General features: G+C 66.2%; 20 protein-coding genes. 7 read left to right on the top strand and 13 right to left on the bottom strand.

All coding sequences use genetic code 11. From position 1 onward, the window contains the following. The first annotated feature begins 8 nt into the window (after positions 1-8). A complete protein-coding gene (locus ACA097_RS06565; RefSeq protein WP_371369233.1) occupies positions 9-980 on the top strand; it encodes a DUF4340 domain-containing protein in 972 nt (323 codons plus the stop codon). A gap of 387 nt (positions 981-1,367) precedes the next feature. After that, positions 1,368-1,577 (top strand): cold-shock protein, encoded by a 210-nt coding sequence (locus ACA097_RS06560; RefSeq protein WP_043249868.1) that lies wholly within the window; start codon positions 1,368-1,370, stop codon positions 1,575-1,577. A 111-nt stretch (positions 1,578-1,688) separates the two neighbouring features. On the opposite strand, the gene ACA097_RS06555 is transcribed toward ACA097_RS06560, so the two are convergent. From ACA097_RS06555 to ACA097_RS06535, 5 genes are all read right to left on the bottom strand, one after another. Beyond that, on the bottom strand, positions 1,689-2,072 hold the full coding sequence (locus tag ACA097_RS06555; protein ID WP_043249869.1) for a hypothetical protein: 384 nt from the start codon (positions 2,070-2,072) through the stop codon (positions 1,689-1,691). 41 nt (positions 2,073-2,113) lie between these two features. Continuing rightward, on the bottom strand, positions 2,114-2,923 hold the full coding sequence (locus tag ACA097_RS06550) for a putative RNA methyltransferase (RefSeq protein ID WP_371369231.1): 810 nt from the start codon (positions 2,921-2,923) through the stop codon (positions 2,114-2,116). A gap of 2 nt (positions 2,924-2,925) precedes the next feature. Next, a complete protein-coding gene (locus ACA097_RS06545; protein ID WP_167333358.1) occupies positions 2,926-3,096 on the bottom strand; it encodes a hypothetical protein in 171 nt (56 codons plus the stop codon). Beyond that, positions 3,093-4,241, bottom strand: coding sequence for a succinyl-diaminopimelate desuccinylase (gene dapE / locus ACA097_RS06540; RefSeq protein WP_371369229.1), 1,149 nt, complete (start codon positions 4,239-4,241; stop codon positions 3,093-3,095). The genes ACA097_RS06545 and dapE overlap by 4 nt, the downstream gene beginning before the upstream one ends. Positions 4,242-4,439: 198 nt before the next feature. After that, on the bottom strand, positions 4,440-7,049 hold the full coding sequence (locus ACA097_RS06535) for a glycosyltransferase (protein WP_371369227.1): 2,610 nt from the start codon (positions 7,047-7,049) through the stop codon (positions 4,440-4,442). A gap of 217 nt (positions 7,050-7,266) precedes the next feature. Between ACA097_RS06535 and tcdA the strand changes: the two genes are divergently transcribed. Beyond that, positions 7,267-8,079 carry a tRNA cyclic N6-threonylcarbamoyladenosine(37) synthase TcdA gene (gene tcdA, locus ACA097_RS06530; protein WP_371369225.1) on the top strand — a complete coding sequence of 271 codons (813 nt, stop codon included), beginning with the start codon at positions 7,267-7,269 and terminating at the stop codon, positions 8,077-8,079. Positions 8,080-8,237: 158 nt separating this feature from the next. Here tcdA and ACA097_RS06525 read toward each other — a convergent pair whose 3' ends face one another. The 5 genes from ACA097_RS06525 to ACA097_RS06505 all read right to left on the bottom strand — a co-directional run bounded on the left by ACA097_RS06525 (position 8,238) and on the right by ACA097_RS06505 (position 11,984). Beyond that, the gene (locus ACA097_RS06525) at positions 8,238-8,645 is read right to left on the bottom strand and encodes a SufE family protein (protein WP_371369223.1); all 408 of its coding nucleotides are present in this window, start codon (positions 8,643-8,645) and stop codon (positions 8,238-8,240) included. Then, on the bottom strand, positions 8,642-9,847 hold the full coding sequence (locus ACA097_RS06520; protein ID WP_371369221.1) for an aminotransferase class V-fold PLP-dependent enzyme: 1,206 nt from the start codon (positions 9,845-9,847) through the stop codon (positions 8,642-8,644). Before ACA097_RS06520 ends, ACA097_RS06525 begins: the two co-directional genes overlap by 4 nt. An 87-nt stretch (positions 9,848-9,934) precedes the next feature. Further along, complete coding sequence (dapD, locus tag ACA097_RS06515) at positions 9,935-10,969, bottom strand: 2,3,4,5-tetrahydropyridine-2,6-dicarboxylate N-succinyltransferase (RefSeq protein ID WP_371369219.1); 1,035 nt, start codon at positions 10,967-10,969, stop codon at positions 9,935-9,937. A gap of 27 nt (positions 10,970-10,996) precedes the next feature. Next, complete coding sequence (locus ACA097_RS06510; RefSeq protein ID WP_371369217.1) at positions 10,997-11,623, bottom strand: LysE family translocator; 627 nt, start codon at positions 11,621-11,623, stop codon at positions 10,997-10,999. A 10-nt stretch (positions 11,624-11,633) separates the two neighbouring features. After that, the gene (locus tag ACA097_RS06505; protein ID WP_371369215.1) at positions 11,634-11,984 is read right to left on the bottom strand and encodes an ArsC family reductase; all 351 of its coding nucleotides are present in this window, start codon (positions 11,982-11,984) and stop codon (positions 11,634-11,636) included. Positions 11,985-12,172: 188 nt separating this feature from the next. Here ACA097_RS06505 and ACA097_RS06500 point away from each other — a divergent pair, with 188 nt between their 5' ends. Beyond that, positions 12,173-13,834 (top strand): Na+/H+ antiporter, encoded by a 1,662-nt coding sequence (locus tag ACA097_RS06500; RefSeq protein WP_371369213.1) that lies wholly within the window; start codon positions 12,173-12,175, stop codon positions 13,832-13,834. Positions 13,835-13,932: 98 nt separating this feature from the next. Here ACA097_RS06500 and dapC read toward each other — a convergent pair whose 3' ends face one another. From dapC to map, 3 genes are all read right to left on the bottom strand, one after another. Then, entirely contained in the window at positions 13,933-15,129 is a 1,197-nt protein-coding gene (gene dapC / locus ACA097_RS06495; RefSeq protein ID WP_371369211.1) for a succinyldiaminopimelate transaminase, read from the bottom strand. 16 nt (positions 15,130-15,145) lie between these two features. Beyond that, positions 15,146-17,848, bottom strand: a complete 2,703-nt coding sequence (locus ACA097_RS06490) for a [protein-PII] uridylyltransferase (RefSeq protein WP_371369209.1) — start codon at positions 17,846-17,848, stop codon at positions 15,146-15,148. A 138-nt stretch (positions 17,849-17,986) separates the two neighbouring features. Beyond that, entirely contained in the window at positions 17,987-18,769 is a 783-nt protein-coding gene (map, locus tag ACA097_RS06485; RefSeq protein WP_043249893.1) for a type I methionyl aminopeptidase, read from the bottom strand. Positions 18,770-19,032: 263 nt separating this feature from the next. On the opposite strand from map, the gene rpsB reads away from it, so the two are divergent. From rpsB to pyrH, 3 genes are all read left to right on the top strand, one after another. Continuing rightward, the gene (gene rpsB / locus ACA097_RS06480) at positions 19,033-19,773 is read left to right on the top strand and encodes a 30S ribosomal protein S2 (protein ID WP_043249896.1); all 741 of its coding nucleotides are present in this window, start codon (positions 19,033-19,035) and stop codon (positions 19,771-19,773) included. A 124-nt stretch (positions 19,774-19,897) separates the two neighbouring features. Then, entirely contained in the window at positions 19,898-20,767 is an 870-nt protein-coding gene (tsf, locus tag ACA097_RS06475; protein WP_043249898.1) for a translation elongation factor Ts, read from the top strand. Positions 20,768-20,968: 201 nt separating this feature from the next. Next, positions 20,969-21,706, top strand: coding sequence for a UMP kinase (gene pyrH, locus ACA097_RS06470; RefSeq protein WP_043249900.1), 738 nt, complete (start codon positions 20,969-20,971; stop codon positions 21,704-21,706).

Raw genomic sequence — 21,706 nt, 5'->3', positions numbered from 1 at the left:
AGGCGGGCATGCAACGCAAGAGTCTGATGCTGCTGGTTGTCCTGGCCGTGTTGCTGGGAGGGCTGTATGCCTGGCTGCAGCGCGAGCCGGAGAGGGCTCCAGCGAAAGAGAGCCACTACTTCCCGGGCCTGCAGGTGCAGCAGGTGAGTGCGGTGAAGATCCAGCGCCCCGGCCAGCCGGATATCCGCGTGGCGCGCCAGGACGGCCGCTGGGTGATGCCGGCGAAGGCCGACTACACCGCCGCCGGGCGCCTGATCGGCGACCTCCTGCAGGACCTCGCCCAGGCCCGCAAGGTGGAGGCGAAGACCCGCGAGCCGGGCAACTTCGCCCAGCTGGAGCTGGCCGAGCAGGGCCCCGGCGCCGCCGTGCGGCTGACCCTGGAGCGGGCCGGCGGCGCGCCGCTGGAGCTGCTGGTGGGCAAGGCCTCGCAGCAGGGCGGGCGGCTGGTGCGCCAGCCGGGTGACAACCAGGTCTGGCTGATCGACAAGGACCTGCGCCTGCCGCCGGACGAACTCGACTGGCTGGATCGCCGGGTCACCAGCATTCCCTTCGAGAAGATCGCCGAAGTTGCGGTGACTTATCCCCAGGGCGAGACCCTGACGGTGTTCCGCGACAAGCCCGAGGAGCCCAACCTGCGCGTACGCGAACTGCCCAAGGATGCCAAGCTGGCCTACGAGGCGGTGGCCAATGGCATGGGCACGCCCTTCGGCCAGCTGACATTCGCCGACGCGGCGCCGCTGGACCAGGTGCAGTTCAATGGTGCACCGGAGCTGACTTTCAGCCTGAAGACCTTCGATGGCGCGAGCCTGCGCGGGCAGGTGCACGAGCAGGGCGGCCATCCCTGGTTGATCATCGACAGCGCCAAGGGATTCGCCGACGGCCAGGTCCAGGCGCGTGCGGGTTGGGCGTATCGCATCGAGGATTTCCAGTACAAGGCGCTGGCCAGGCACCTGGCCGAGATCACCGCGAAGAGACCCTGAACGGCTGGAACGCCAGTACCGAAATCCCGCCGGTGACGGTACTGGCGTGCATCGAAAATGTGCGCCGGCGCACAGGACGAACCCGCAAGAATACGCCGTGTTTACGCCTCGCCGATGCACCTAAATGGCCCTGCAAGCCCCGTAAAATGGCACTTTGGCCAGTTTGGTCATGACCCTCTGCAGTTGATGAAAAATTGCTTTTCAGCTGTAACTTTTGATTTATATACTCGGGACCGCGGTCGTCATTGGGGTGTTATTCGAATTGCCCTTCCAACTCGGCTCCGGCCCTGGATGGTCAACCCGGACAGCTCTCCGCCTGTCGAGCCGTTGCAGTCCTCATTCCCGGGGGCCAACCAAAAATAAAATCGAAAGTTGGAGAGTGTGGTAATGGCTGATCGTGAGGTCGGAACCGTCAAGTGGTTCAATGACGCCAAGGGTTATGGATTCATTCAACGCGATAGCGGTCCGGACGTTTTCGTTCACTACCGTGCCATTCGTGGCGAAGGTCACCGCTCCCTGGTCGAAGGCCAGAAAGTGGAGTTCTCGGTGATCCAGGGTCAGAAAGGCCTGCAGGCGGAAGACGTCGCCAAGGTCTGAGCCCCCGAAATCAAAGGCCCGTCGTGAGACGGGCCTTTGATTTTTCAGCCTCCCCGAACAGGAAGGCCTCTATAGACGGCGCCGCATCAGCGGAAACGCCGTTTTCGTGTTTCAGCCGGTACGCCAGGTGATTTCCTGCACGCCCTCGGCGGTCACCTTCAGCCAGCGATCCGCATCTTCCTCACCCTGTTCCTCGCTCCAGCTGCCCGGTGCGCAGCGCACCTCGACACCCAGCGCCGCATTGGCCGCACGCGCGCAGGCGACGTCGTCGTCCCAGGGCGTGGCGTCGCTGTCGATGAACAGGCTGTGCCACTTGCCCACCGCCTTCGGCAGCCAGGTCAGCGGGATCATGCCGCTCGGGCTGTCGGCCATGCACTTGAAGGTCTCGCCCTGGGCGCGCCATTCGCTGCACGGTCCCAGTGCCTTTGCCAGCCACTCGCCCACTGCGGCCTGATCGGCGTCCTTGAGGTAGATCTCGATATCGGGTTGGCGCATGGCGTCCTCTCAGCGTCTGTGGGCGGGGCGAAGGGTGGCGGTCAGGGGATCTGGCGTTCCAGCCAATCGTAGCGCACCGCGACCGTCACCTCGAAAGGCTCGGCGAGAATGCGCTCGCGGCGTTCGGCGTTGACCCGCCAACCGTGCGGGGTCATGGCCAGCAGGGTTTCGCGGGCTTCGCGGGTGTCGAGTGCAATGCGGAAGCTGAGGCTTTCGGTGTGCGCTAGCTGCAGCTCGGCGGGCAGGTCGGCCAGGTGCTTGTCTTCGACGTACTCGCGGACTTCGTCGTACAGGCGCTCGCGCAGCTCGAGCAGGTGGTCGCGCGCCGGGCCGAGGCGCAGCACGCCGCCGCCGGGCGGCAGCAGGCGCGCGGCTTCGTTCCAGTCGATCGGGCTGAACACGCTGGCCAGCAACTGGCAGCTGGCGTCGGCCAGGGGCACGCGGGCCATGCTGGCGACCATCCAGGTTAGCTGCGGCGCGCGGCGGCAGGCGGCCTTCACCGCCTCGCGGGAGATGTCCAGCGCGTAGCCGTCGCTGCCCGGCAGGGCTTCGGCCAGTTGCGCGGTGTAGTAACCCTCGCCGCAGCCGATGTCGAGCCAGCGTGCGGGCGCGCGCTCGGCGGCCAGCTCGGCCAGGCGTTTGGCCAGCGGGGCGTAGTGACCGGCGCCGAGGAACTGCCGGCGCGCCTCGACCATGGCGGCGTTGTCGCCCGGGTCGCGGCTCTTCTTGTGCTGCACCGGCAGCAGGTTGAGGTAGCCCTGGCGGGCGCGGTCGAAGCTGTGCCCGGCCGGGCACTTCACTGCGTTGTCGTGGCGTTCCAGGCTGGCCTGGCAGATCGGGCAGACGAGCATGCTCAGTCCTTCGTCTTCTGCGCCAGCGGGTTCAGCAGGACCATCGGCAGGCTGCGCCGGCGGGCATCGAGCTGGTAGGTGCGCAGTGCATAGCGACGCTCCGGCGCCGGGGCCGGCGGTGGGATGTCGGGTTGGGTGGCAGCCAGGCAGAAGCCCTTGATCGGTTTAGTCATGCCAGCAGTCGCACCAGGGTCTGGTAATAGATTTCGGTAAGCAGGTCGAGGTCGCTGGCCAGCACGCGCTCGTCGACCTGGTGGATGGTGGCGTTCACCGGGCCGAGCTCGACCACCTGGGTACCCATGGTGGCGATGAAGCGGCCGTCGGAGGTGCCGCCGGAGGTCGACGGGGTGGTTTCACGGCCGGTCACGGCGCGGATCGCGGCGGCCACGCCATCGAGCAGTTCGCCCGGCTGGGTGAGGAATGGCAGGCCGGACAGCGCCCAGTCGATGTGCCATTCCAGGCCGTGCTTGTCGAGGATCGCGGCGACGCGCTGCTGCAGGCCTTCCACGGTGGATTCGGTGGAGAAGCGGAAGTTGAAGATCACCTTCAGCTCGCCCGGAATCACGTTGGTCGCGCCAGTGCCGCCATTGATGTTGGAGATCTGGAAGCTGGTCGGCGGGAAGTAGTCGTTGCCGTTGTCCCAGTGCTCGGCGGCGAGTTCCGCCAGCGCCGGAGCGGCCAGGTGAATCGGGTTCTTCGCCAGGTGCGGGTAGGCCACGTGGCCCTGCTTGCCGCGCACGGTGAGGGTGGCGCCGAGGGAGCCACGGCGGCCGTTCTTCACCACGTCGCCGACCAGGGTGGTGCTGGACGGCTCGCCGACGATGCACCAGTCCAGGCGCTCGTTGCGCGCTTTCAGGCGCTCGACCACGGCCTTGGTGCCGTGATGGGCCGGGCCTTCCTCGTCGCTGGTGATCAGGTAGGCGATGCTGCCGCGATGGTTCGGATGGTCGGCGACGAAGCGCTCGGTGGCGATGATCATCGACGCCAGGCTGCCTTTCATGTCCGCCGCGCCACGGCCGCAGAGCATGCCGTCGGCGTCGATCAGGGCGTCGAACGGCTGGTGCTGCCACGCCTGTTCCGGGCCGGTGGGGACCACGTCGGTGTGGCCGGCGAAGCACAGCACCGGGCCTTCGCCGTTGTCGCGGCCGGCGCGGCGGGCCCAGAAGTTGTCCACATCCTCGATGCGCATCGGCTCCAGCTCGAAGCCGCAGGCGGCCAGGCGCTGCATCATCAGTTGCTGGCAATCGGCATCGACGGGGGTGACGGAGGGCCGGCGGATCAGCTCGCAGGCGAGGGCCAGGGTCGGCGACAGGGACATGGAATGAGTTTCCTGGGGGTGCAACGGAAAAAGGCGCACATCTTAAAGCAAAAACGCCGGCACAGGGCCGGCGTTCGACGGGGTGTGGCGCGGTGTTCGCGCGCTTGACTGGGTTCCCGCGTTCGCGGGAATGACGAGCTGCTCCAGGGCACCGTTTCAACGTCATCCCCGCGAACGCGGGGACCCAGAAACCTGTCCTCAGCCGACCTGCTCCGAGCCGGTCAGGACCTCTTCCTCGCGCGGCTTGGGCAGCGAGGAGAGCAGGGCCATGACCAGCGCCGCCAGGTATGGCAGCGACTGCACCAGCAGCATCACCACCCAGAACAGCAGGTCCGGATCGACCACGCCCTGCACCAGCACGATGCCCAGCGCCGCGCCCCACAGCAGAAGCATCACGAAGACCTCTTCGCGGGCCTCCGCCAGGGCCACCATCAGGCCGTGGCTGGAGCGCATCTTCGGCGTGCGGAAGAACGGGATCGAGCTGGTGACGAAGCCGTACAGCACCGCCTTGGCGATGGTGTGCGACAGCGACAGCCCGGCCAGCGCGGCGAACAGCGCATCGCGCAGGTTCACCCCGACCGTGCGGCGGTAGAGGAAGAGGATCTTGCCGACCTTGAAGGCGAACAGCGTCAGCGGCAGGATCGCGAAGATCAGCAGCGGCGGGTCGACGCGCTTGGGCACGATGATCATCGCCGCCGACCAGAGCAGGGCGCCGATGGTGAAGAAGATGTTCATGCCGTCGGCGATCCACGGCAGCCAGCCGGCAACGAAGTGGTAGCGCTGGCCGCCGGTCAGCTTGCTGCCATCCGGGCTGCGGCCGCGCAGCAGGGCGTCGGTGTGGCGCTTCATGATCTGGATGGCGCCATAGGCCCAGCGGAAGCGCTGCTTCTTGAAGTCTATGAAGGTGTCGGGCATCAGGCCCTTGCCGTAGCTGCGCTCGAAGTAGGCCGCCGAGAGGCCGCGCTCGAACACGCGCAGGCCCAGCTCGGCGTCCTCGGTGATGCACCACTCGGCCCACTTCAGTTCGTCCAGCACCTGGCGGCGGACCATGGTCATGGTGCCGTGCTCGATGATCGCGTCGCGGTCGTTGCGGGTGACCATGCCGATGTGGAAGAAGCCCTTGTACTCCGCATAGCAGAGGCGCTTGAAGGTGCTCTCGTGCTGGTCGCGGTAGTCCTGCGGCGACTGCACCACGGCGATCTGCGGATCGGCGAAGTGCGGGACCATGTGCTTGAGCCAGTCCGGGTCGACGCAGTAGTCCGAGTCGATCACCGCGATCACCTCGGCGTCGGGCGCGACGAACTGCAGCGCGTAGTTCAGCGCGCCGCCCTTGAAGCCGGCCAGCGGCGCGACGTGGAAGAAGCGGAAGCGCGGGCCGAGCAACTGGCAGTGCGCCTGCACCGGCTCCCACACCGCCGGGTCCTTGGTGTTGTTGTCGATCACCAGGACCTCGAAGTCCGGGTAGTCGAGCTTGGCCAGTGCGTTGAGGGTTTCCTTCAACATCTCCGGCGGCTCGTTGTAGCAGGGCACGTGGATCGACACCTTCGGCCGGTAGGCGTCGGCGTCGGTCACTGGCAGGAACAAGCGCCGGCGCCGGCGAGTCCACACCGCCTCGGCCAGCTCGTGGGCCTCGGTGAACAGCACTATCACCACGCCGAGGGCGCCGATGCCGAGCAGGATGCCGACGGTGATGCTGAACCAGGTGCTGTATTGCTGGCTGTAGTCGTAGCCGATCCACACCAGGATCGAGGCGCAGGCGAACGAGACCACGGCGAGGAAGGTCCGCCCGCGCTGGCGCAGGGCGCTGCCGTCGATCAGCAGCAGGGTGAAGGTGAGCAGGGCGAGCACCACCGAGGCGATCGCCAGGGTGCGCCATTTGGGAATCGCCACCACCGGGCCGGTGAAGTTGAACTTCGGCTGGCGCTCGGCGTTGTACACGCCCCAGTAGGCACCGACCGAGCCTTCGTCGGTGTATTTCCACGGCTGGTCGAAGGCTTCGACGACGAAGTAGCTGTAGCCCTTCTTGTTCAGCGCGTTGGTCAGCTCGCGCAGGTAGATGGCCTGGTCCGACTGGGTGGCGGTAGCGCCGCCGCGCATGCGGCCGTTGCTGGGCCAGCCGACTTCACCGAGCAGCAGCGGCTTCTTCGGGAATTCGGCGCGCAGCTCGCGGGCGCGGTCGAGGACGAACTGCACCGAGTCTTCCATCGGCACGAACTCCCAGTAGGGCAGTACGTGCGCGGCGATCAGGTCGACGTGCTTGGCCAGCTCCGGGTACTTCTTATAGATGTGCCACTGTTCGGCGGTGGTGACGGGCACCTTCACTGCGGCGCGGACCCGGTCGAGGTAGCCGATCAGTTGCTGGCGGGTGACTTCGCGGCGGAACAGCGCCTCGTTGCCGACGATCACCCGCACCACGCTGCGCGCGCGGTTGGCGATCTCGATGCCACGGGCGATCTCTGCCTCGTTCTCCGCCTCGTCCGGGCCGATCCAGATGCCCAGGCTGACGCGCATGCCGTATTCCTCGGCGAGGAAGGGGATGTCGGCCAGGGTGCCCTTGGTCGAGTAGGTGCGGATGTTGTCGGTCTGCTTGGAGATCAGCTCCAGGTCCGAGCGGATCTGGTCGTCCGTCGGGAAGTTGCCGCTCTGCGGGCTCTGGTCCAGGCGGAACGGCGAGAAGGAGAAGCCGGAGATGGTTTCCGGCCAGTCCGGGGCGCTCACCGGACGGTTGTACAGCGCCCAGGCGCCGGTGAAGAGCGCGGCGAGGGCGACCAGTACGACCAGGTTGAGTCCGAGTTTGCGTGAAGACATAGAGCGATCGGCTTCCAGAGGGGGATCGGGTCGGCGCGCATCCTACTCGCCGCCCCAGCGAGTGTATAGCACTCGCCCGACGGCTCGCGGCGCCTGCGCCGGGCATAGAATGTGCGGATGGGCGCGAAGCTCCGCGCGGTGCCGTTCGCCCGCCAGGTGCTGCGGCAAGTCGCCCGGCTTCCTATAGAATGCGCGGCGTTTTTCCGGAGGCTTGCAGATGCTAGTGGACCAAGAGCGATTCGGCGGTATCGCCCGCCTGTATGGCACCCAGGGGCTCGAGCGCCTGGCCGCCGCCCATGTGGCGGTGGTCGGCATCGGCGGTGTCGGCTCCTGGGCGGCCGAGGCGCTGGCGCGCAGCGGTGTCGGCGAGATCTCGCTGTTCGACCTGGATGACGTCTGCGTGACCAACACCAACCGCCAGGTGCATGCACTGGACGGTTCCGTGGGCAAGCCCAAGGTAGAGGTGATGGCCGAACGCATCCGCGCCATCAACCCGCAGTGCAAGGTGCATGCGGTGGCGGACTTCGTCACCCGCGAGACCATGGCCGAGTACATCACCCCCGAGCTGGACTTCGTCATCGACTGCATCGACAGCGTGGCCGCCAAGGCCGCGCTGATCGCCTGGTGCAAGCGACGCAAGATCCAGGTGGTGACCACCGGCGGCGCCGGCGGCCAGGTCGACCCGACGCAGATCCAGATCGCCGACCTGAACAAGACCTTCAACGATCCGCTGGCCGCCAAGGTCCGTTCGACGTTGCGTCGCGACTACAACTTCTCGCGCACGCCGGGCCGCCACTACAGCGTGCCTTGCGTGTTCTCCACCGAGCAGCTGCGCTATCCCAAGCCCGACGGCAGCGTTTGCCAGACCAAGAGCTTCGCGGGTGAAGGCGTGAAGCTCGACTGCGCCGGCGGTTTCGGCGCGGTGATGATGGTCACCGCCACCTTCGGCATGGCCGCGGCGGCGCGCGCTGTGGATAAGTTGGTAGCCGGGGCGCGTCGGCCATCGGAGCGCGGTGCGGCTGGGGATTGACGGTAGGGCGTATAACCGTTCGCGGTTATACGCCGATACACCGCGCTCATCGTCGGCACCGTGATCGAACTGGGCGCAGCTTGCGGGCGCTTCGAGGCTGAGGTCGGAGTGGTACAGGGCCAAGGTCAGGCGGCGTATAACCCGGAGGGTTATACGCCCTACGCGTTGATCAGCTCTTGCATGCGCTTCAGCACGGCATTCAACCCATTGCTGCGGGACGGCGAAAGTTGCCGGCCAAGGCCGAGGTCGTTGAACCACTGCGCCAGATCCAGCTGCGCCAGTTCCTCGCCGGGCAGTCCCTGCACGCGAATCAATAGAAGGGCCAACAGGCCACGCAGCAAGCGCGCATCGCTGCTCGCGCGGAAGTGCCAGGCGCCGTCGCGTTGTTCCGCCACCAGCCAGACCTGGCTTTCGCAGCCCTGCACGCGGTTCGCTTCGCTGCGTTCTTGCTCGCCCAGCGGCTCCAGCTTGTCGCCCCACTGCATCAACAGGCGTGCGCGCTGTTCCCACGAACCTTGCCCGGCGAAGGCGTCCAGCGCTTGCTGTGCGGCTTGCGGAAGGCTCATCGCAGCAGTTCCAGGGCATTGTCGAGGGCGCTGAAGAAGCGCTCCAGGTCGCTGCCGTCGCTGTACAGGCCGAGGGAGACGCGGATCGCTCCGGGCAGGCCGAGGCGCTTGAGCAGCGGCATCGCGCAGTGATGGCCGGCGCGTACGGCCACACCCTGTTCGCTCAGCAGATGCGAGAGATCGGCGCTGTGTACGTCGCGCACGGTGAAGCTCGCCAGCGCCACCTGCGGCTCGCCCAGCAGTTGCACGCCGTCGCGGGCGCGCAGCCCGGCGAGCAGTTGGGCGTGCAGGACGGCCTCGTGGGCGGCGACTTCGCTGGCGTCCAGGCTGGCCAGCCAGTCGAGGCTGGCGCCCAGGCCGATCACCGCGCCAATCGCCGGCGTGCCGGCTTCGAAGCCGAGCGGGGCGGGGCGGAAGTGCGCTTGTTGATAGTCGGCGTTCTGCACCATCTCGCCGCCGAACTGCCAGTGGCGCAGTTCGGCCAGTGCTTCGGCGCGGCCCCAGAGCACGCCCAGGCCTTCCGGGCCGTACAGCTTGTGGCTGGAGAACACGTAGAAATCGCAGCCCAGATGGCTCAGTTGATGGCGGCCGTGGACCACGCCCTGGGCGCCGTCGACCACGCTGAGCGCACCTTGCGCGTGGGCCATGGCCAGCAGCTCCGGCAGCGGCTGCCAGGTACCGAGCACGTTCGACAGTTGGCTCACCGCCAGGATGCGGGTGCGCGGGCCGATCAGCCGGGATGCGGCTTCCAGGTCGATCACCCCGAGGTCATCCAGCGGCAGGACTACCAGCTTCGCTCCGCGGCGCAGCGCCAGCTGCTGCCAGGGCAACAGGTTGGCGTGGTGCTCCAGGGCGCTGATGGCGATTTCATCGTTCGCCGCGATCAAATGCTCCAGGCCGTACGCAAGCAGGTTCAACGCCTCGGTGGCGCCGTGGGTGAAGACCACCTGTTCCGGCGAGCCGCCGTCCAGCCATTGCGCCAGGCGCGAGCGGGTGCCCTCGAAGGCGCGGGTGGCGCGCTCGCCCGGCAGGTGCTGGGCGCGGTGCACGTTGGCCGCGCCGCTGGCGTAGTAGCCGGCCAGGGCGTCGAGCAGTGCCTGCGGCTTCTGCGCAGTGGCGGCGCTGTCGAGGTAGGTCTGCCCTTCGGCCTCGAGGGCCGCCAGGGCGGGGAAGGCGGAGCGCCAGGGCGATTGGATGGACATGGCGTGTTCTTTCGCGGCAATGGAAAACGGGGGCCGCAGCCCCCGCTTTCTAGCTTAGAACCGCTGCCCGCGATGCGGGCCGGCGGATCAGTTGTGCGCGTGCAGCGCTTCGTTCAGCTCGATGGCGGTCTTGTTGGTCTTGCACTCGACCGCGCCGGTTTGCGAGTTGCGGCGGAACAGCAGGTCCGGCTGGCCGGCCAGGTCGCGGCCCTTGACCACTTTCACCAGGTTGTTCTGGTCGTCGAGCAGGGCGACCTTGGTGCCGGCGGTGACGTACAGGCCGGCTTCGACGATGTTGCGGTCGCCCAGCGGGATGCCGATGCCGGCGTTGGCGCCGATCAGGCAGCCTTCGCCGACGCTGATGACGATGTTGCCGCCGCCGGACAGGGTGCCCATGGTCGAGCAGCCGCCGCCCAGGTCCGAACCCTTGCCGACGAACACGCCAGCGGAGACGCGGCCTTCGATCATGCCCGGGCCTTGGGTGCCGGCGTTGAAGTTGACGAAGCCTTCGTGCATCACGGTGGTGCCTTCACCGATGTAGGCGCCCAGGCGCACGCGGGCGGCGTCGGCGATGCGCACGCCGGCCGGGACCACGTAGTCGGTCATTTTCGGGAACTTGTCCACCGAGAAGACTTCCAGCAGCTTGCCCTTCAGGCGGGCTTCCAGTTGCAGCTCGGCCAGTTCGGCCAGGTCGACCGCGCCATGGTTGGTCCAGGCCACGTTCGGCAGCAGCGGGAAGATGCCCGACAGGTTCACGCCGTGCGGCTTCACCAGGCGGTGCGAGAGAAGGTGCAGCTTGAGGTAGGCCTCGGGGGTGGAGGTCGGCGCGGCGTCTTCGGCCAGCACCGTGGCGACCAGCGGCTTCTGGCTCTCTGCCAGGCGATTGAGCAGGGCGGACTGGGCGGCGTCGACGCCTTTCAGGGCGTCGGCCAGCTGGTAGGCCTGCTGGGCGGAGAAGGCGATGGCCTGGTTGCCGCCGGCGTAGGCCAGCAGCGGGCTGATCGCCTCGACCAGTTCGGCGCTCGGGTTGAGCAGCGGCTGCGCGTAGAAGACTTCCAGCCAGGCGCCCTGGCGGTTCTGGGTGCCGACACCGAAGGCCAGGCTGAACAGGGATTGGGACATGTGCAATTCCTCGAGAAAAGAAAACGGTCAGGCCGGCCGGCGGCTGAGCAACAGGCCCAGTCCGGCGCTGCCCAGCAGCGCGGCGCAACCACGGTTGAACAGGCGCCGCGCGCGGGGGGCGGCGAGCAGCTTGCCGAGGCGGACCCCGGCGAGCCCGTAGAGGGCGATGGCCAGCCATTCCAGGAGCAGGAAGACCGTGCCGAGTTGGGCGAACTGCGCACCCACGGGCTGCCGCGGATCGACGAACTGCGGCAGGAAAGCGGTGAAGATCAGGATCGCCTTGGGATTGCCTGCGGCCACCCAGAACTCCTGGCGAGCCAGGCGCCACAGGGGGGCGTTAGCCTGCCCGGCATTGTCGGCGACCAGGTGGCCACTCGGCGCGCGCCACAGCTGCACGGCAAGCCAGAGCAGGTAGGCGGCGCCGACCAGCTTGATTGCCAGGAACAGCCAGGCCGAAGCCTGCAGCACCAGGGCCAGGCCCGAGGCTGCCAGCGTCAGCATGCCGGCGAACGCCAGCAGGCGGCCGAGGCCAGCCAGGCTGGCGCGGGCGAGGCCAAAACGCGCGGCGTTGTTCAGCGATAGCAGGTTGTTCGGTCCCGGCGCCATATTCAGGGCGAAGCAGGCGGGGAGGAACAGGGCCCAGGCGATGCTCATGGCAGGCGGCTCAGGCCAGCGCGGCGGCGTAGGCGTCGGGCTTGAAGCCGACCAGGGTGCGGTCGCCCAGGTCGAGCACCGGGCGCTTGATCATCGACGGCTGGGCGAGCATCAGTTCGATGGCGCGGGCTTCGTCGAGATCGGCCTTCTGCGCGTCGTCGAGCTTGCGGAAAGTGGTGCCGGCGCGATTGAGCACCGTCTGCCAACCATGCTCGCTGCACCATTGTTGCAGGTGCGCGCGGTCGATGCCGGTGGCCTTGTAATCGTGGAAGGCATATTCGACGCCATGCTCTTCAAGCCAGGTGCGGGCTTTCTTCATGGTGTCGCAGGCCTTGATTCCGTAGATGGTCCGCTGACTCACGGCGGGGTTCCTCGTCGTTCCTTACGCAAGCGCGGGATTATGCCATTTCCCGTGGCTTTGCGGGGCGCCGTGCGGAGATGCGGGCAACTGCCGGCGAGGCAAGGGTCTATTGTCTGCCGTGAGGCTGATCGAAGGCGGTCGCGGATGTTCCAATAGGGGGCCGCGTCCTGACGTCCGGGAGAGCGTCGATGCAAACCGTTCATACCGTGCTGATCCTGCTCCTGGTGGTAGGCGGCACCCGTCTGCTGGCGAACCTGGTGCCGCTACCGCTGCCGCTGATCCAGATCGTCACCGGCGCCGCCCTGGCCTGGCCGAGCCTGGGCCTGCACCTGGCGCTGGACCCGGAACTGTTCATGTTCCTGTTCATCCCGCCGCTACTGTTCGCCGACGGCTGGCGCATGCCCAAGGGCGAGTTCTGGAAGATGCGCTGGCCGATCCTCTCGCTGGCCTTCGCCCTGGTGCTGTTCACCGTCCTTGGCGGCGGCGCCTTCATCCACCTGCTGATTCCCGAAATTCCCTGGGCCGCAGCCTTCGCCCTTGCGGCGGTGCTGTCGCCCACCGACGCCCTGGCGGTTTCCGCCATCGCGCAGAACCGCCTGCCGCGCAAGCTCATGCACGTGCTGCAGGGCGAGGCGCTGATGAACGACGCCTCCGGCCTGGTGGCGTTCAAGTTCGCCCTGGCCGCCACCCTGACCGGGGTGTTTTCCCTGCGCGACGCCGGCCTGACCTTCCTTGCCGTGGCCTTCGGCGGGCTGGCCTGCGGCCTGCTGCTGAGCTGGCTGCTAGGGCGTATCCGCGGTTGGATGATCCGCCGCGGCTGGGACGATCCGGCGACCCATGTGGTGCTGATGCTGTTGTTGCCGTTCGCCGTATACATGGTCGCCGAGGCTGTGGGCGTGTCGGGCATCCTGGCGGCGGTGGCGGCGGGCATGATGCAGAGCTGGGCCGACCTGCTGCCGCGACAGACCAACACCCGCGTGCTCAACCGCAGCGTCTGGTCGATGCTCGAGTTCGCCTTCAATGGCGTGGTCTTCCTGCTGCTTGGCCTGCAACTGCCGGACATCCTCAAGTCGGTGACCCTGCATGCGGACGACAACCTGTGGCGCTATTCGCAGCTGCTGACGTATGTGCTGGCGGTCTACGTCGTGCTCCTGCTGCTGCGTTTCGTCTGGGTCTGGTGCTACTGGAAACTCGCTGTGCGCTTCGAGCGCTGGTGGGGCGTGGAGCTGGGCGGCCGGCCGGGCGAGCCGATCCTGCGCCTGTCGGTCATCTCGGCGCTAAGCGGGGTGCGCGGTGCGCTGACCCTGGCCGCCGTGCTGTCGTTGCCGCTGGCGCTGGGCAATGGCGAGCCGTTTCCGCAGCGTGACCTGACGATCTTCATCGCCGCCGGCGTGATCCTGGTGTCGCTGCTTGCCGCGACTGCCGGGCTGCCGGTCCTGCTCAAGGGCCTGCCGGTGGGCAGCAACGACCAGGCGGAGCTCGAGTTCCGCTCGGTGTGGCGGCGCACGGCGGTTGCCGCCATCCACATGCTGGAGAAGGAAGAGTTACCGGCTGGGGAGGGCGTCGACGCCGAGGAGGCGGCACGCCTCGCCGAGCTGAAGGCGCGGCTGATGGCCGAGTACCGTCAGCAGTTGGACCCGGCCGCCGACAGCGCCGAAGCGCGGCAACGGGCCCGTAGCCTCGAAGTGGCCGATCAGGCGCTGCGCATCAAGGCCCTGCGCGCCCAGCGCCTGGAGCTCTATCACCTGCGCCGGGAGAACCTGGTCGACGACGAGACCATGCGCCTGGTGCTGGGCGAGATGGATTCCCAGGAGGCCTGGCTGACCAGCAAGGCGGGGCGCTGGGTGTAGGCCGGTTCGCGAGCAGGCTCGCTCCTACGAAAAGCGGGCGCCGAAGTGCCCTGTAGGCGCGAGCTTGCTCGCGAATGACGCCGTAGATGCGGCGCGGATCAGAGACCCTGGACGAAACGCTTGATCCGCTCGGCGGCCTCGACGCACTCGGCAAGCGGGGCCACCAGCGCCATGCGGATGCGGTTGGCGCCGGGGTTCTCGCCGTTCACTTCGCGCGACAGGTAGGAGCCCGGCACCACGGTGACGTGCTGCTGGTCGAACAGGCCGCGGCAGAACTCGGTGTCGGCGATGGGCGTCTTGGCCCACAGGTAGAAGCTGCCGTCCGGGCGGGTGACGTCGAGCACGCCCTGGAGGATGTCCAGCACGGCGTCGAACTTCTCGCGGTACAGGTCGCGGTTGGCGCGCACGTGGGCTTCGTCGTTCCAGGCGGCGACGCTGGCCAGCTGGGTCTGCACCGGCATCGCGCAGCCGTGGTAGGTGCGGTACAGCAGGAATTTTTTCAGCACCTCGGCGTCACCGGCGACGAAGCCGGAACGCAGGCCCGGCAGGTTCGAGCGCTTGGACAGGCTGTGGAACACCACGCAGCGCTTGAAGTCGCTGCGGCCCAGTTCGACACAGGCGCTGAGCAGGCCGGGCGGCGGGCTTTGTTCGTCGAAGTACAGCTCGCTGTAGCACTCGTCGGCGGCGATCACGAAGTCGTGCTCGTCGGCCAGGGCGATCAGTTTCTTCAGGGTTTCCAGCGGCACCAGCGCGCCGGTGGGGTTGCCCGGCGAGCAGAGGAAGAGGATCTGGCAGCGTTGCCAGACGTCGGCCGATACCGCATCGAAGTCCGGGTTGAAGCCGTTCTCTTCCAGGCACGGCAGGTAGTGCGGCTGCGCGCCGGCGAGCAGGGCTGCGCCTTCGTAGATTTGGTAGAACGGGTTCGGGCTGACCACCAGGCCGTTCTTGCTGCGATCCACCACGGTCTGGGTGAAGGCGAACAGCGCCTCGCGGGTGCCGTTCACCGGCAGCACGTGGCGCGCGGCATCCAGCCAGCCGGCCGGGACGCCGAAGCGGCGCTCGCACCAGGCGGCGATGGCTTCGCGCAGGGCCGCAATGCCCAGGGTGGTCGGGTAGACCGCCATCTGGTCGAGGTTGTCGGCCAGGGCCTTGGCGACGAACTCCGGCGAGCGGTGCTTGGGCTCGCCGATGGACAGCGCGATGTGGCGTAGTTCGGCCGGCGGCTGGGCGCCGGCGAGCAGCGCGCGGAGCTTCTCGAAGGGGTAGGGCTGGAGCAGGTCGAGGGCAGGGTTCATGTGGGCAAGGCTCGTTCTAGATACTGATGCGGACGGGCATGGTGTCCTGTCCGTTGGCTTCCGAAAGGGTTTCGATCACGGCGCTCTGGATGCGCTTGCATAGCTCGGGGTCGGACAGCGGCTGGTTGTGTGCATCGGTGACGAAGAACACGTCTTCCACGCGCTCGCCGAGGGTGACGATCTTGGCGTTCTGCACCGACAGGTCGAAGTCGAGGAACAGCCCGCCGAGGCGCGCCAGCAGGCCCGGGCGGTCAGGGGCTATGACCTCGAGCACGCTGACATGGCGCGCTGCGTCGGTAGAGATGGTTACCACCGGGGCGAAGGCGAAGTGCTTGAGCTGGCGCGGCACGCGGCGCTGGATGATGGTCGGGTAGTCGTCCGGGTTCTTCAGTGCGTCCACCAGGCCTTGGCGGATTTCGGCGATCCGCTGGGGATTGTCGCCGATCGAGCCGCCATCGGCGTCGAGCACTATGTAGGTGTCGAGGGTGAACTGGCTGGTGGAGGTGATGATCCGAGCGTCCTGAATGTTCAGGTTGAGCTGGTCCATCGCGGCCACCGTCACGGCGAAGAAGTCGTGCTGGTCGGCGGCGTAGATGAAGATCTGCGTGCCGCCTTCGAATTCGCGCTGCGCGGTTTCCTTGATCAGCACCAGCGGGGTGCCGTCGTCCGGGTGCTGGAGGATGGCTTCGGTGTGCCAGGCCACGTCGGCGGCGCTGTGGCGCAGGAAGTAATCGTCACCGAGCTGGCTCCAGAGCTGCTCGGCGTCGTCCTGGTCGATGCCTTCGCGGACGAGGATGTCGATCGCCGCGTTCTGCGTCTGCAGGATCTGCTCCTCGCGGTCCAGCGGATTCTCCAGGCCGCGATGCAGGGCGCGCTTGGTCTCGGTATAGAGCTGGCGCAGCAGGCTGGCGCGCCAGGAGTTCCACAGGCTCGGGTTGGTCGCGTTGATGTCGGCCACGGTGAGCACGTAGAGGTAGTCCAGGCGGGTCTGGTCGCCGACCAGTTGGGCGAAGTCGAAGATCACCTGCGGGTCGGAGAGGTCCTTGCGCTGCGCAGTGGTGGACATCACCAGGTGGTTCTGCACCAGCCAACTGACAAGCTGGGTGTCCCAGTGCGGCAAGTGGTGGCGCTGGCAGAACTGCTCGGCATCCACCGCGCCCAGTTCGGAGTGATCGCCGCCGCGGCCCTTGGCGATGTCGTGATAGAGGCCGGCGAGGTAGATCAGCTCGGGCTTGGGCAGGCGTTCCATGACCTTCGCGGCCAGCGGGTATTTCTCCGCCATGTCCGGACGCTGCAGTTTGCGCAGGTGCTTGATCAGGTTGAGGGTGTGCGCGTCGACCGTATAGATGTGGAACAGGTCGTGCTGCATCTGCCCGATGATCAGGCCGAACTCCGGCAGGTAGCGGCCGAGGATGCCGTACCGGTTCATCCGCCGCAGGTTGCGGTGGATGCCTTCCTTGCACTTGAACAGCTCGATGAACAGGCTGGTGTTGCGGATGTCGTGGCGGAAGTCGTCGTCGATCAGGTGCCGGCTGTCGCGCAGCAGACGGATGGTGTCGGCGCGTACGCCCTTGATCTCCGGGTGCTGGGCCAGCAGCACGAAGATCTCCAGGAGGGCGAAGGGGGTGCGCTTGAAGACGTTCGGGTGGGTGACCTCGAGATAGCCTTCGCGCACCTGGAAGCGGCTGTTCAGCGGCGCGATCTGGCCGCCTTCCCCGGCGCGCAGGATGACTTCCTCGAAGTGCTGCATGATCAGGTCGTTGAGCTCGGAAACCGCCATCACCACGCGGTAGTACTTCTGCATGAAGCGCTCGACGGCCAGCTTGGCGTCGTTGTCCTGGTAACCGAGCAGGCCGGCGATGCGGCGCTGGTGGTCGAACAGCAGGCGGTCTTCGGCGCGTCCGGCGAGCATGTGCAGCGCGTAGCGGACCTTCCAGAGGAACTCCTGGCAGGAGGCGAGCATGCTGGACTCGCTTTCGACGAGGAAACCTTCCTTCACCAGGGCGTGCAGGTTGAGGCTGCCGAAATGCCGGCGGGCGACCCAGAGGATGGTCTGGATGTCGCGCAGGCCGCCTGGCGAGCCCTTCACGTTGGGCTCGAGGTTGTATTCGGTGTCGTTGTACTTGGTGTGGCGGTGGATCTGTTCCTTGCGCTTGGCCATGAAGAACTGGCCGCTCGGCCACATCTGGCGGGTATTGGTGGCTTCCAGCATGCGCTGGCGCAGGTGGTCGGGGCCGGAGATGGTGCGGCATTCCATCAGATTGGTGACCACCGTCAGGTCGGCGCGCGCTTCCTCGGCGCACTGCGCCACCGAGCGCACGCTCTGGCCGACTTCCAGGCCGATGTCCCAGAGCAGGGTGAGGAAGCCCTCGATGGGCTCGCGGAAGACTTCCTGGTCCTCGCTGTCGAGCAGGATCAGGATGTCGATGTCCGAGTGTGGGTGCAGTTCGCCACGACCATAGCCGCCGACCGCCACCAGGGCGATATCCGCGTCTTCGCTCCAGGGGAAGCGCTGCCAGGCCTGGTGCAGGATCTGGTCGACGACCCAGGCGCGGTCCTCGATCAGCCGGCGAATGTCGCGGCCACCATGGAAGCGCGCGTCGAGTACTTCGTTGGCCTGGCGGATGGCCTTCTTGAAGGCAGCGATAGGGCTGGATTTGAGGGCCAGTTCCGCCTGGAACTGCCCACGGTCGAACAACTCGGGATCCACCTGCGGCATGGCGGCCTTCCTAATTCAGGGATGGGGGAGGGCAGGGGCAGGGAAACCGCCGGGGCCGCGCACAGGCAGGGCCCCGGGGCTGTGCCGGGCCGGGATTTCTATGTTCTACCCAGCCGTCGGCGAGATTGCAAACGGCTGTCACGCACCCGTGCGCGGGAAGCTCTCGTCGTTGCGCAGGGTGAGGATCTCGTAGCCGTCGGCGGTGACCAGCACGGTGTGCTCCCACTGCGCGGACAGCTTGCGGTCCTTGGTGATGGCGGTCCAGCCATCGCCGAGCAGGCGGGTTTCCGGGCGGCCCTGGTTGATCATCGGCTCGATGGTGAAGATCATGCCTTCCTTCAGTTCCAGGCCGGTGCCGGCGCGGCCGTAGTGCAGCACTTGCGGCTCTTCGTGGAACACTTGGCCGATGCCGTGGCCGCAATATTCACGGACTACCGAGAAACCGTTCTTCTCGGCGTACTTCTGGATCACCTCGCCAATGTCGCCCAGGCGGGCGCCCGGTTTCACCACGGCGATGCCTTTGTACATGCATTCCTGGGTGATCTGGCATAGGCGGTCGGCCCACTCCGGCGTCTTGCCGACCAGGAACATCTTGCTGGTGTCGCCGTGGTAGCCGTCCTTGATGACGGTGATGTCGATATTGACGATGTCGCCTTCCTTGAGCGGCTTCTCGTTGGGGATGCCGTGGCAGACGACGTGGTTGATCGAGGTGCAGATCGACTTGGGGAAGCCCTTGTAGTTCAGCGGGGCCGGGATCGCCTGCTGCACGTTGACGATGTAGTCGTGGCAGATGCGGTCCAGTTCATCGGTGGTGACGCCGGGCTTGACGTGCTCGCCGATCATTTCCAGCACTTCGGCGGCCAGGCGGCCGGCAATGCGCATCTTCGCGATGTCTTCGGGCGTCTTGATGGTGACGGTCATAGAATTCTCGGACGCAGGCTTAAAAGCGGCTATGTTACCAGCTTCGTGCCGCAAGCCATAAGCCGTACGCTGGTCCGGCAGTTTTCGCCAGTAGCCGGGGCCTGCTTTCTGTGATATAAAGCGCCCCGCTTTTGCGGGTGAGTGCCCGCGAAGCCTTAAAACCACACATGCATCGACACGATGGCCTGGGTGCCTTTCGACAAGATCGGAGGGTTGGCCATTGGGATGCATGGAGGCCCAACCCGACTTATCGAGGAATCAAAATGTCCCAAGTCAACATGCGCGATATGCTGAAGGCCGGTGTGCACTTCGGCCACCAGACCCGTTACTGGAACCCGAAAATGGGCAAGTTCATTTTCGGCGCGCGCAACAAGATCCACATCATCAACCTGGAAAAGACCCTGCCGATGTTCAACGAGGCCCTGACCTTCGTTGAGCGCCTGGCCCAGGGCAAGAACAAGATCCTGTTCGTCGGCACCAAGCGTTCCGCTGGCAAGATCGTTCGCGAAGAAGCTGGTCGTTGCGGCATGCCGTACGTCGACCACCGTTGGCTCGGCGGCATGCTGACCAACTACAAGACCATTCGTCAGTCGATCAAGCGCCTGCGCGAGCTGGAAACCCAGCAGCAAGACGGCACCTTCGAGAAGCTGACCAAGAAAGAAGCCCTGATGCGCTCCCGTGATCTGGAAAAACTGGATCGCAGCCTGGGCGGCATCAAGGACATGGGCGGCCTGCCGGACGCTCTGTTCGTGATCGACGTTGACCACGAGCGCATCGCTATCACCGAAGCCAACAAGCTGGGCATCCCGGTCATCGGCATCGTCGATACCAACAGCAGCCCGGAAGGCGTCGACTACGTCATCCCTGGTAACGATGATGCCATCCGCGCCGTGCAACTTTACCTGGGCGCCATGGCCGAGGCCGTTCTGCGCGGTAAGCAGAACGCCGTTGGCGGTGCCGACGAGTTCGTAGAAGAAGCGCCGGCCGAATCCGCCGAAGGCTGATTCCAGGACGTCCAGACGTCCAGCGGTGCGCAAAAAGGGGGCCTGGCCCCCTTTTTGCCACTCCCGAATTCCGCCCGGTTAGCCGGGCGATCTGGTTTTGAGAGCAACTCAAGAGGATTTGCAAATGGCAGAAATCACTGCAGCACTGGTTAAAGAACTGCGCGAGCGCACTGGCCAGGGCATGATGGAATGCAAGAAGGCCCTGGTTGCCGCTGAAGGCGACATCGAGAAGGCCATCGACGACATGCGCGCTTCCGGCGCCATCAAGGCTGCCAAGAAGGCCGGCAACATCGCCGCCGAAGGCTCCATCGCCGTGAAGGTGTCTGACGACGCCAAAGCCGCCACCATCATCGAAGTCAACTCGCAGACCGACTTCCTGGCTCTGCAGGACGATTTCAAAGGCTTCGTCGCCGCCTGCCTGGACAAGGCTTTTGCGCAGAAGCTGACCGACGCCGCTCCGCTGATCGCCGAGCAGGAATCCGCTCGTGAAGCCCTGGTCGCCAAGTGCGGCGAGAACGTCAACATCCGTCGTCTGGCTCGCGCCGAAGGTGACGTGGTTGGCGCCTACCTGCACGGCCACCGCATCGGTGTTCTGGTTACCCTGAGCGGCGGCAACGCCGATCTGGCCAAGGACATCGCCATGCACGTTGCTGCCAGCAACCCGCAGTTCCTGGACCCGTCGCAGGTTTCCGAAGAAGCCGTTGCCAAGGAAAAGGAAATCTTCCTGGCCCTGAACGCCGACAAGATCGCCGGCAAGCCGGAAAACATCGTCGAGAACATGGTCAAGGGCCGTATCGCCAAGTTCCTGGCCGAAGCCAGCCTGGTCGACCAGCCGTTCGTCAAGGATCCGGAAGTCAAGGTCGGTGATCTGGCCAAGAAAGCCGGCGCCACCATCGTGTCCTTCATCCGCTACGAAGTGGGCGAGGGCATCGAGAAGGTCGAAGCCGACTTCGCTGCCGAGGTTGCTGCTCAAGTAGCCGCTTCCAAGCAGTAAGACGGACTTCACCGTCGCCCCGGAAGAGGCTGCCCGCTAACGCGAGCGGCCTCTTCGTCAAATTGGGGGAGCCATTCGGGGTGGCTTCCACGGCACGGGCCCGCACGGCGGGTCACAGCTGCCGCAAGTCGGCTCGCCGGCTTCCGCAATGGGCGCCACGTGTGGCGCCAAGCATTTCAAACGCCGCAGGAGAAAAAGGTCATGGCTCAGCAGCTGAGCGCTCGTCAACCTCGCTATAAACGCATTCTTCTAAAACTGAGCGGCGAAGCCCTGATGGGGAGCGAAGAGTTCGGCATCGATCCCAAGGTGCTGGACCGCATGGCGCTGGAAATCGGCCAGCTCGTCGGTATCGGCGTGCAGGTCGGCCTGGTGATCGGCGGCGGCAACCTGTTCCGCGGCGCCGCCCTGTCGGCCGCCGGCATGGACCGGGTCACCGGCGACCACATGGGCATGCTGGCCACCGTGATGAACGGCCTGGCGATGCGCGATGCCCTGGAGCGTTCGAACATCACCGCCATCGTCATGTCGGCCATCAGCATGGTCGGCGTCACCGACCACTACGACCGCCGCAAAGCCATGCGCCACCTGGGCAGCGGTGAAGTGGTGATCTTCTCCGCCGGCACGGGCAACCCGTTCTTCACCACCGACTCCGCCGCCTGCCTGCGCGCCATCGAAATCGATGCTGACGTAGTGCTGAAGGCGACCAAGGTCGATGGCGTGTACACTGCCGACCCGTTCAAAGACCCGAATGCCGAGAAGTTCGAGCGCCTGACCTACGATGAAGTGCTCGACCGCAAGCTGGGCGTGATGGACCTGACCGCCATCTGCCTGTGCCGCGACCAGAAAATGCCGCTGCGGGTGTTCAACATGAACAAGCCGGGCGCGCTGCTGAATATTGTTGTTGGTGGTGCCGAAGGCACCCTGATCGAGGAGGATTGA

The organism is Pseudomonas sp. QL9 (genome assembly GCF_041409665.1).
Classification (GTDB): domain Bacteria; phylum Pseudomonadota; class Gammaproteobacteria; order Pseudomonadales; family Pseudomonadaceae; genus Pseudomonas; species Pseudomonas knackmussii.
The sequence above is the reverse complement of the archived record's forward strand: the minus strand, read 5'-3'. Positions and strand labels throughout refer to the sequence as shown.

Coding starts and splice junctions, on each gene's coding strand:
- ACA097_RS06565 (WP_371369233.1), top strand. CDS start 9: ATGCAACGCAAGAGTCTGATGCTGCTGGTTGTCCTGGCCGTGTTGCTG.
- ACA097_RS06560 (WP_043249868.1), top strand. CDS start 1,368: ATGGCTGATCGTGAGGTCGGAACCGTCAAGTGGTTCAATGACGCCAAG.
- ACA097_RS06555 (WP_043249869.1), bottom strand. CDS start 2,072: ATGCGCCAACCCGATATCGAGATCTACCTCAAGGACGCCGATCAGGCC.
- ACA097_RS06550 (WP_371369231.1), bottom strand. CDS start 2,923: ATGCTCGTCTGCCCGATCTGCCAGGCCAGCCTGGAACGCCACGACAAC.
- ACA097_RS06545 (WP_167333358.1), bottom strand. CDS start 3,096: ATGACTAAACCGATCAAGGGCTTCTGCCTGGCTGCCACCCAACCCGAC.
- dapE (WP_371369229.1), bottom strand. CDS start 4,241: ATGTCCCTGTCGCCGACCCTGGCCCTCGCCTGCGAGCTGATCCGCCGG.
- ACA097_RS06535 (WP_371369227.1), bottom strand. CDS start 7,049: ATGTCTTCACGCAAACTCGGACTCAACCTGGTCGTACTGGTCGCCCTC.
- tcdA (WP_371369225.1), top strand. CDS start 7,267: ATGCTAGTGGACCAAGAGCGATTCGGCGGTATCGCCCGCCTGTATGGC.
- ACA097_RS06525 (WP_371369223.1), bottom strand. CDS start 8,645: ATGAGCCTTCCGCAAGCCGCACAGCAAGCGCTGGACGCCTTCGCCGGG.
- ACA097_RS06520 (WP_371369221.1), bottom strand. CDS start 9,847: ATGTCCATCCAATCGCCCTGGCGCTCCGCCTTCCCCGCCCTGGCGGCC.
- dapD (WP_371369219.1), bottom strand. CDS start 10,969: ATGTCCCAATCCCTGTTCAGCCTGGCCTTCGGTGTCGGCACCCAGAAC.
- ACA097_RS06510 (WP_371369217.1), bottom strand. CDS start 11,623: ATGAGCATCGCCTGGGCCCTGTTCCTCCCCGCCTGCTTCGCCCTGAAT.
- ACA097_RS06500 (WP_371369213.1), top strand. CDS start 12,173: ATGCAAACCGTTCATACCGTGCTGATCCTGCTCCTGGTGGTAGGCGGC.
- dapC (WP_371369211.1), bottom strand. CDS start 15,129: ATGAACCCTGCCCTCGACCTGCTCCAGCCCTACCCCTTCGAGAAGCTC.
- ACA097_RS06490 (WP_371369209.1), bottom strand. CDS start 17,848: ATGCCGCAGGTGGATCCCGAGTTGTTCGACCGTGGGCAGTTCCAGGCG.
- map (WP_043249893.1), bottom strand. CDS start 18,769: ATGACCGTCACCATCAAGACGCCCGAAGACATCGCGAAGATGCGCATT.
- rpsB (WP_043249896.1), top strand. CDS start 19,033: ATGTCCCAAGTCAACATGCGCGATATGCTGAAGGCCGGTGTGCACTTC.
- tsf (WP_043249898.1), top strand. CDS start 19,898: ATGGCAGAAATCACTGCAGCACTGGTTAAAGAACTGCGCGAGCGCACT.
- pyrH (WP_043249900.1), top strand. CDS start 20,969: ATGGCTCAGCAGCTGAGCGCTCGTCAACCTCGCTATAAACGCATTCTT.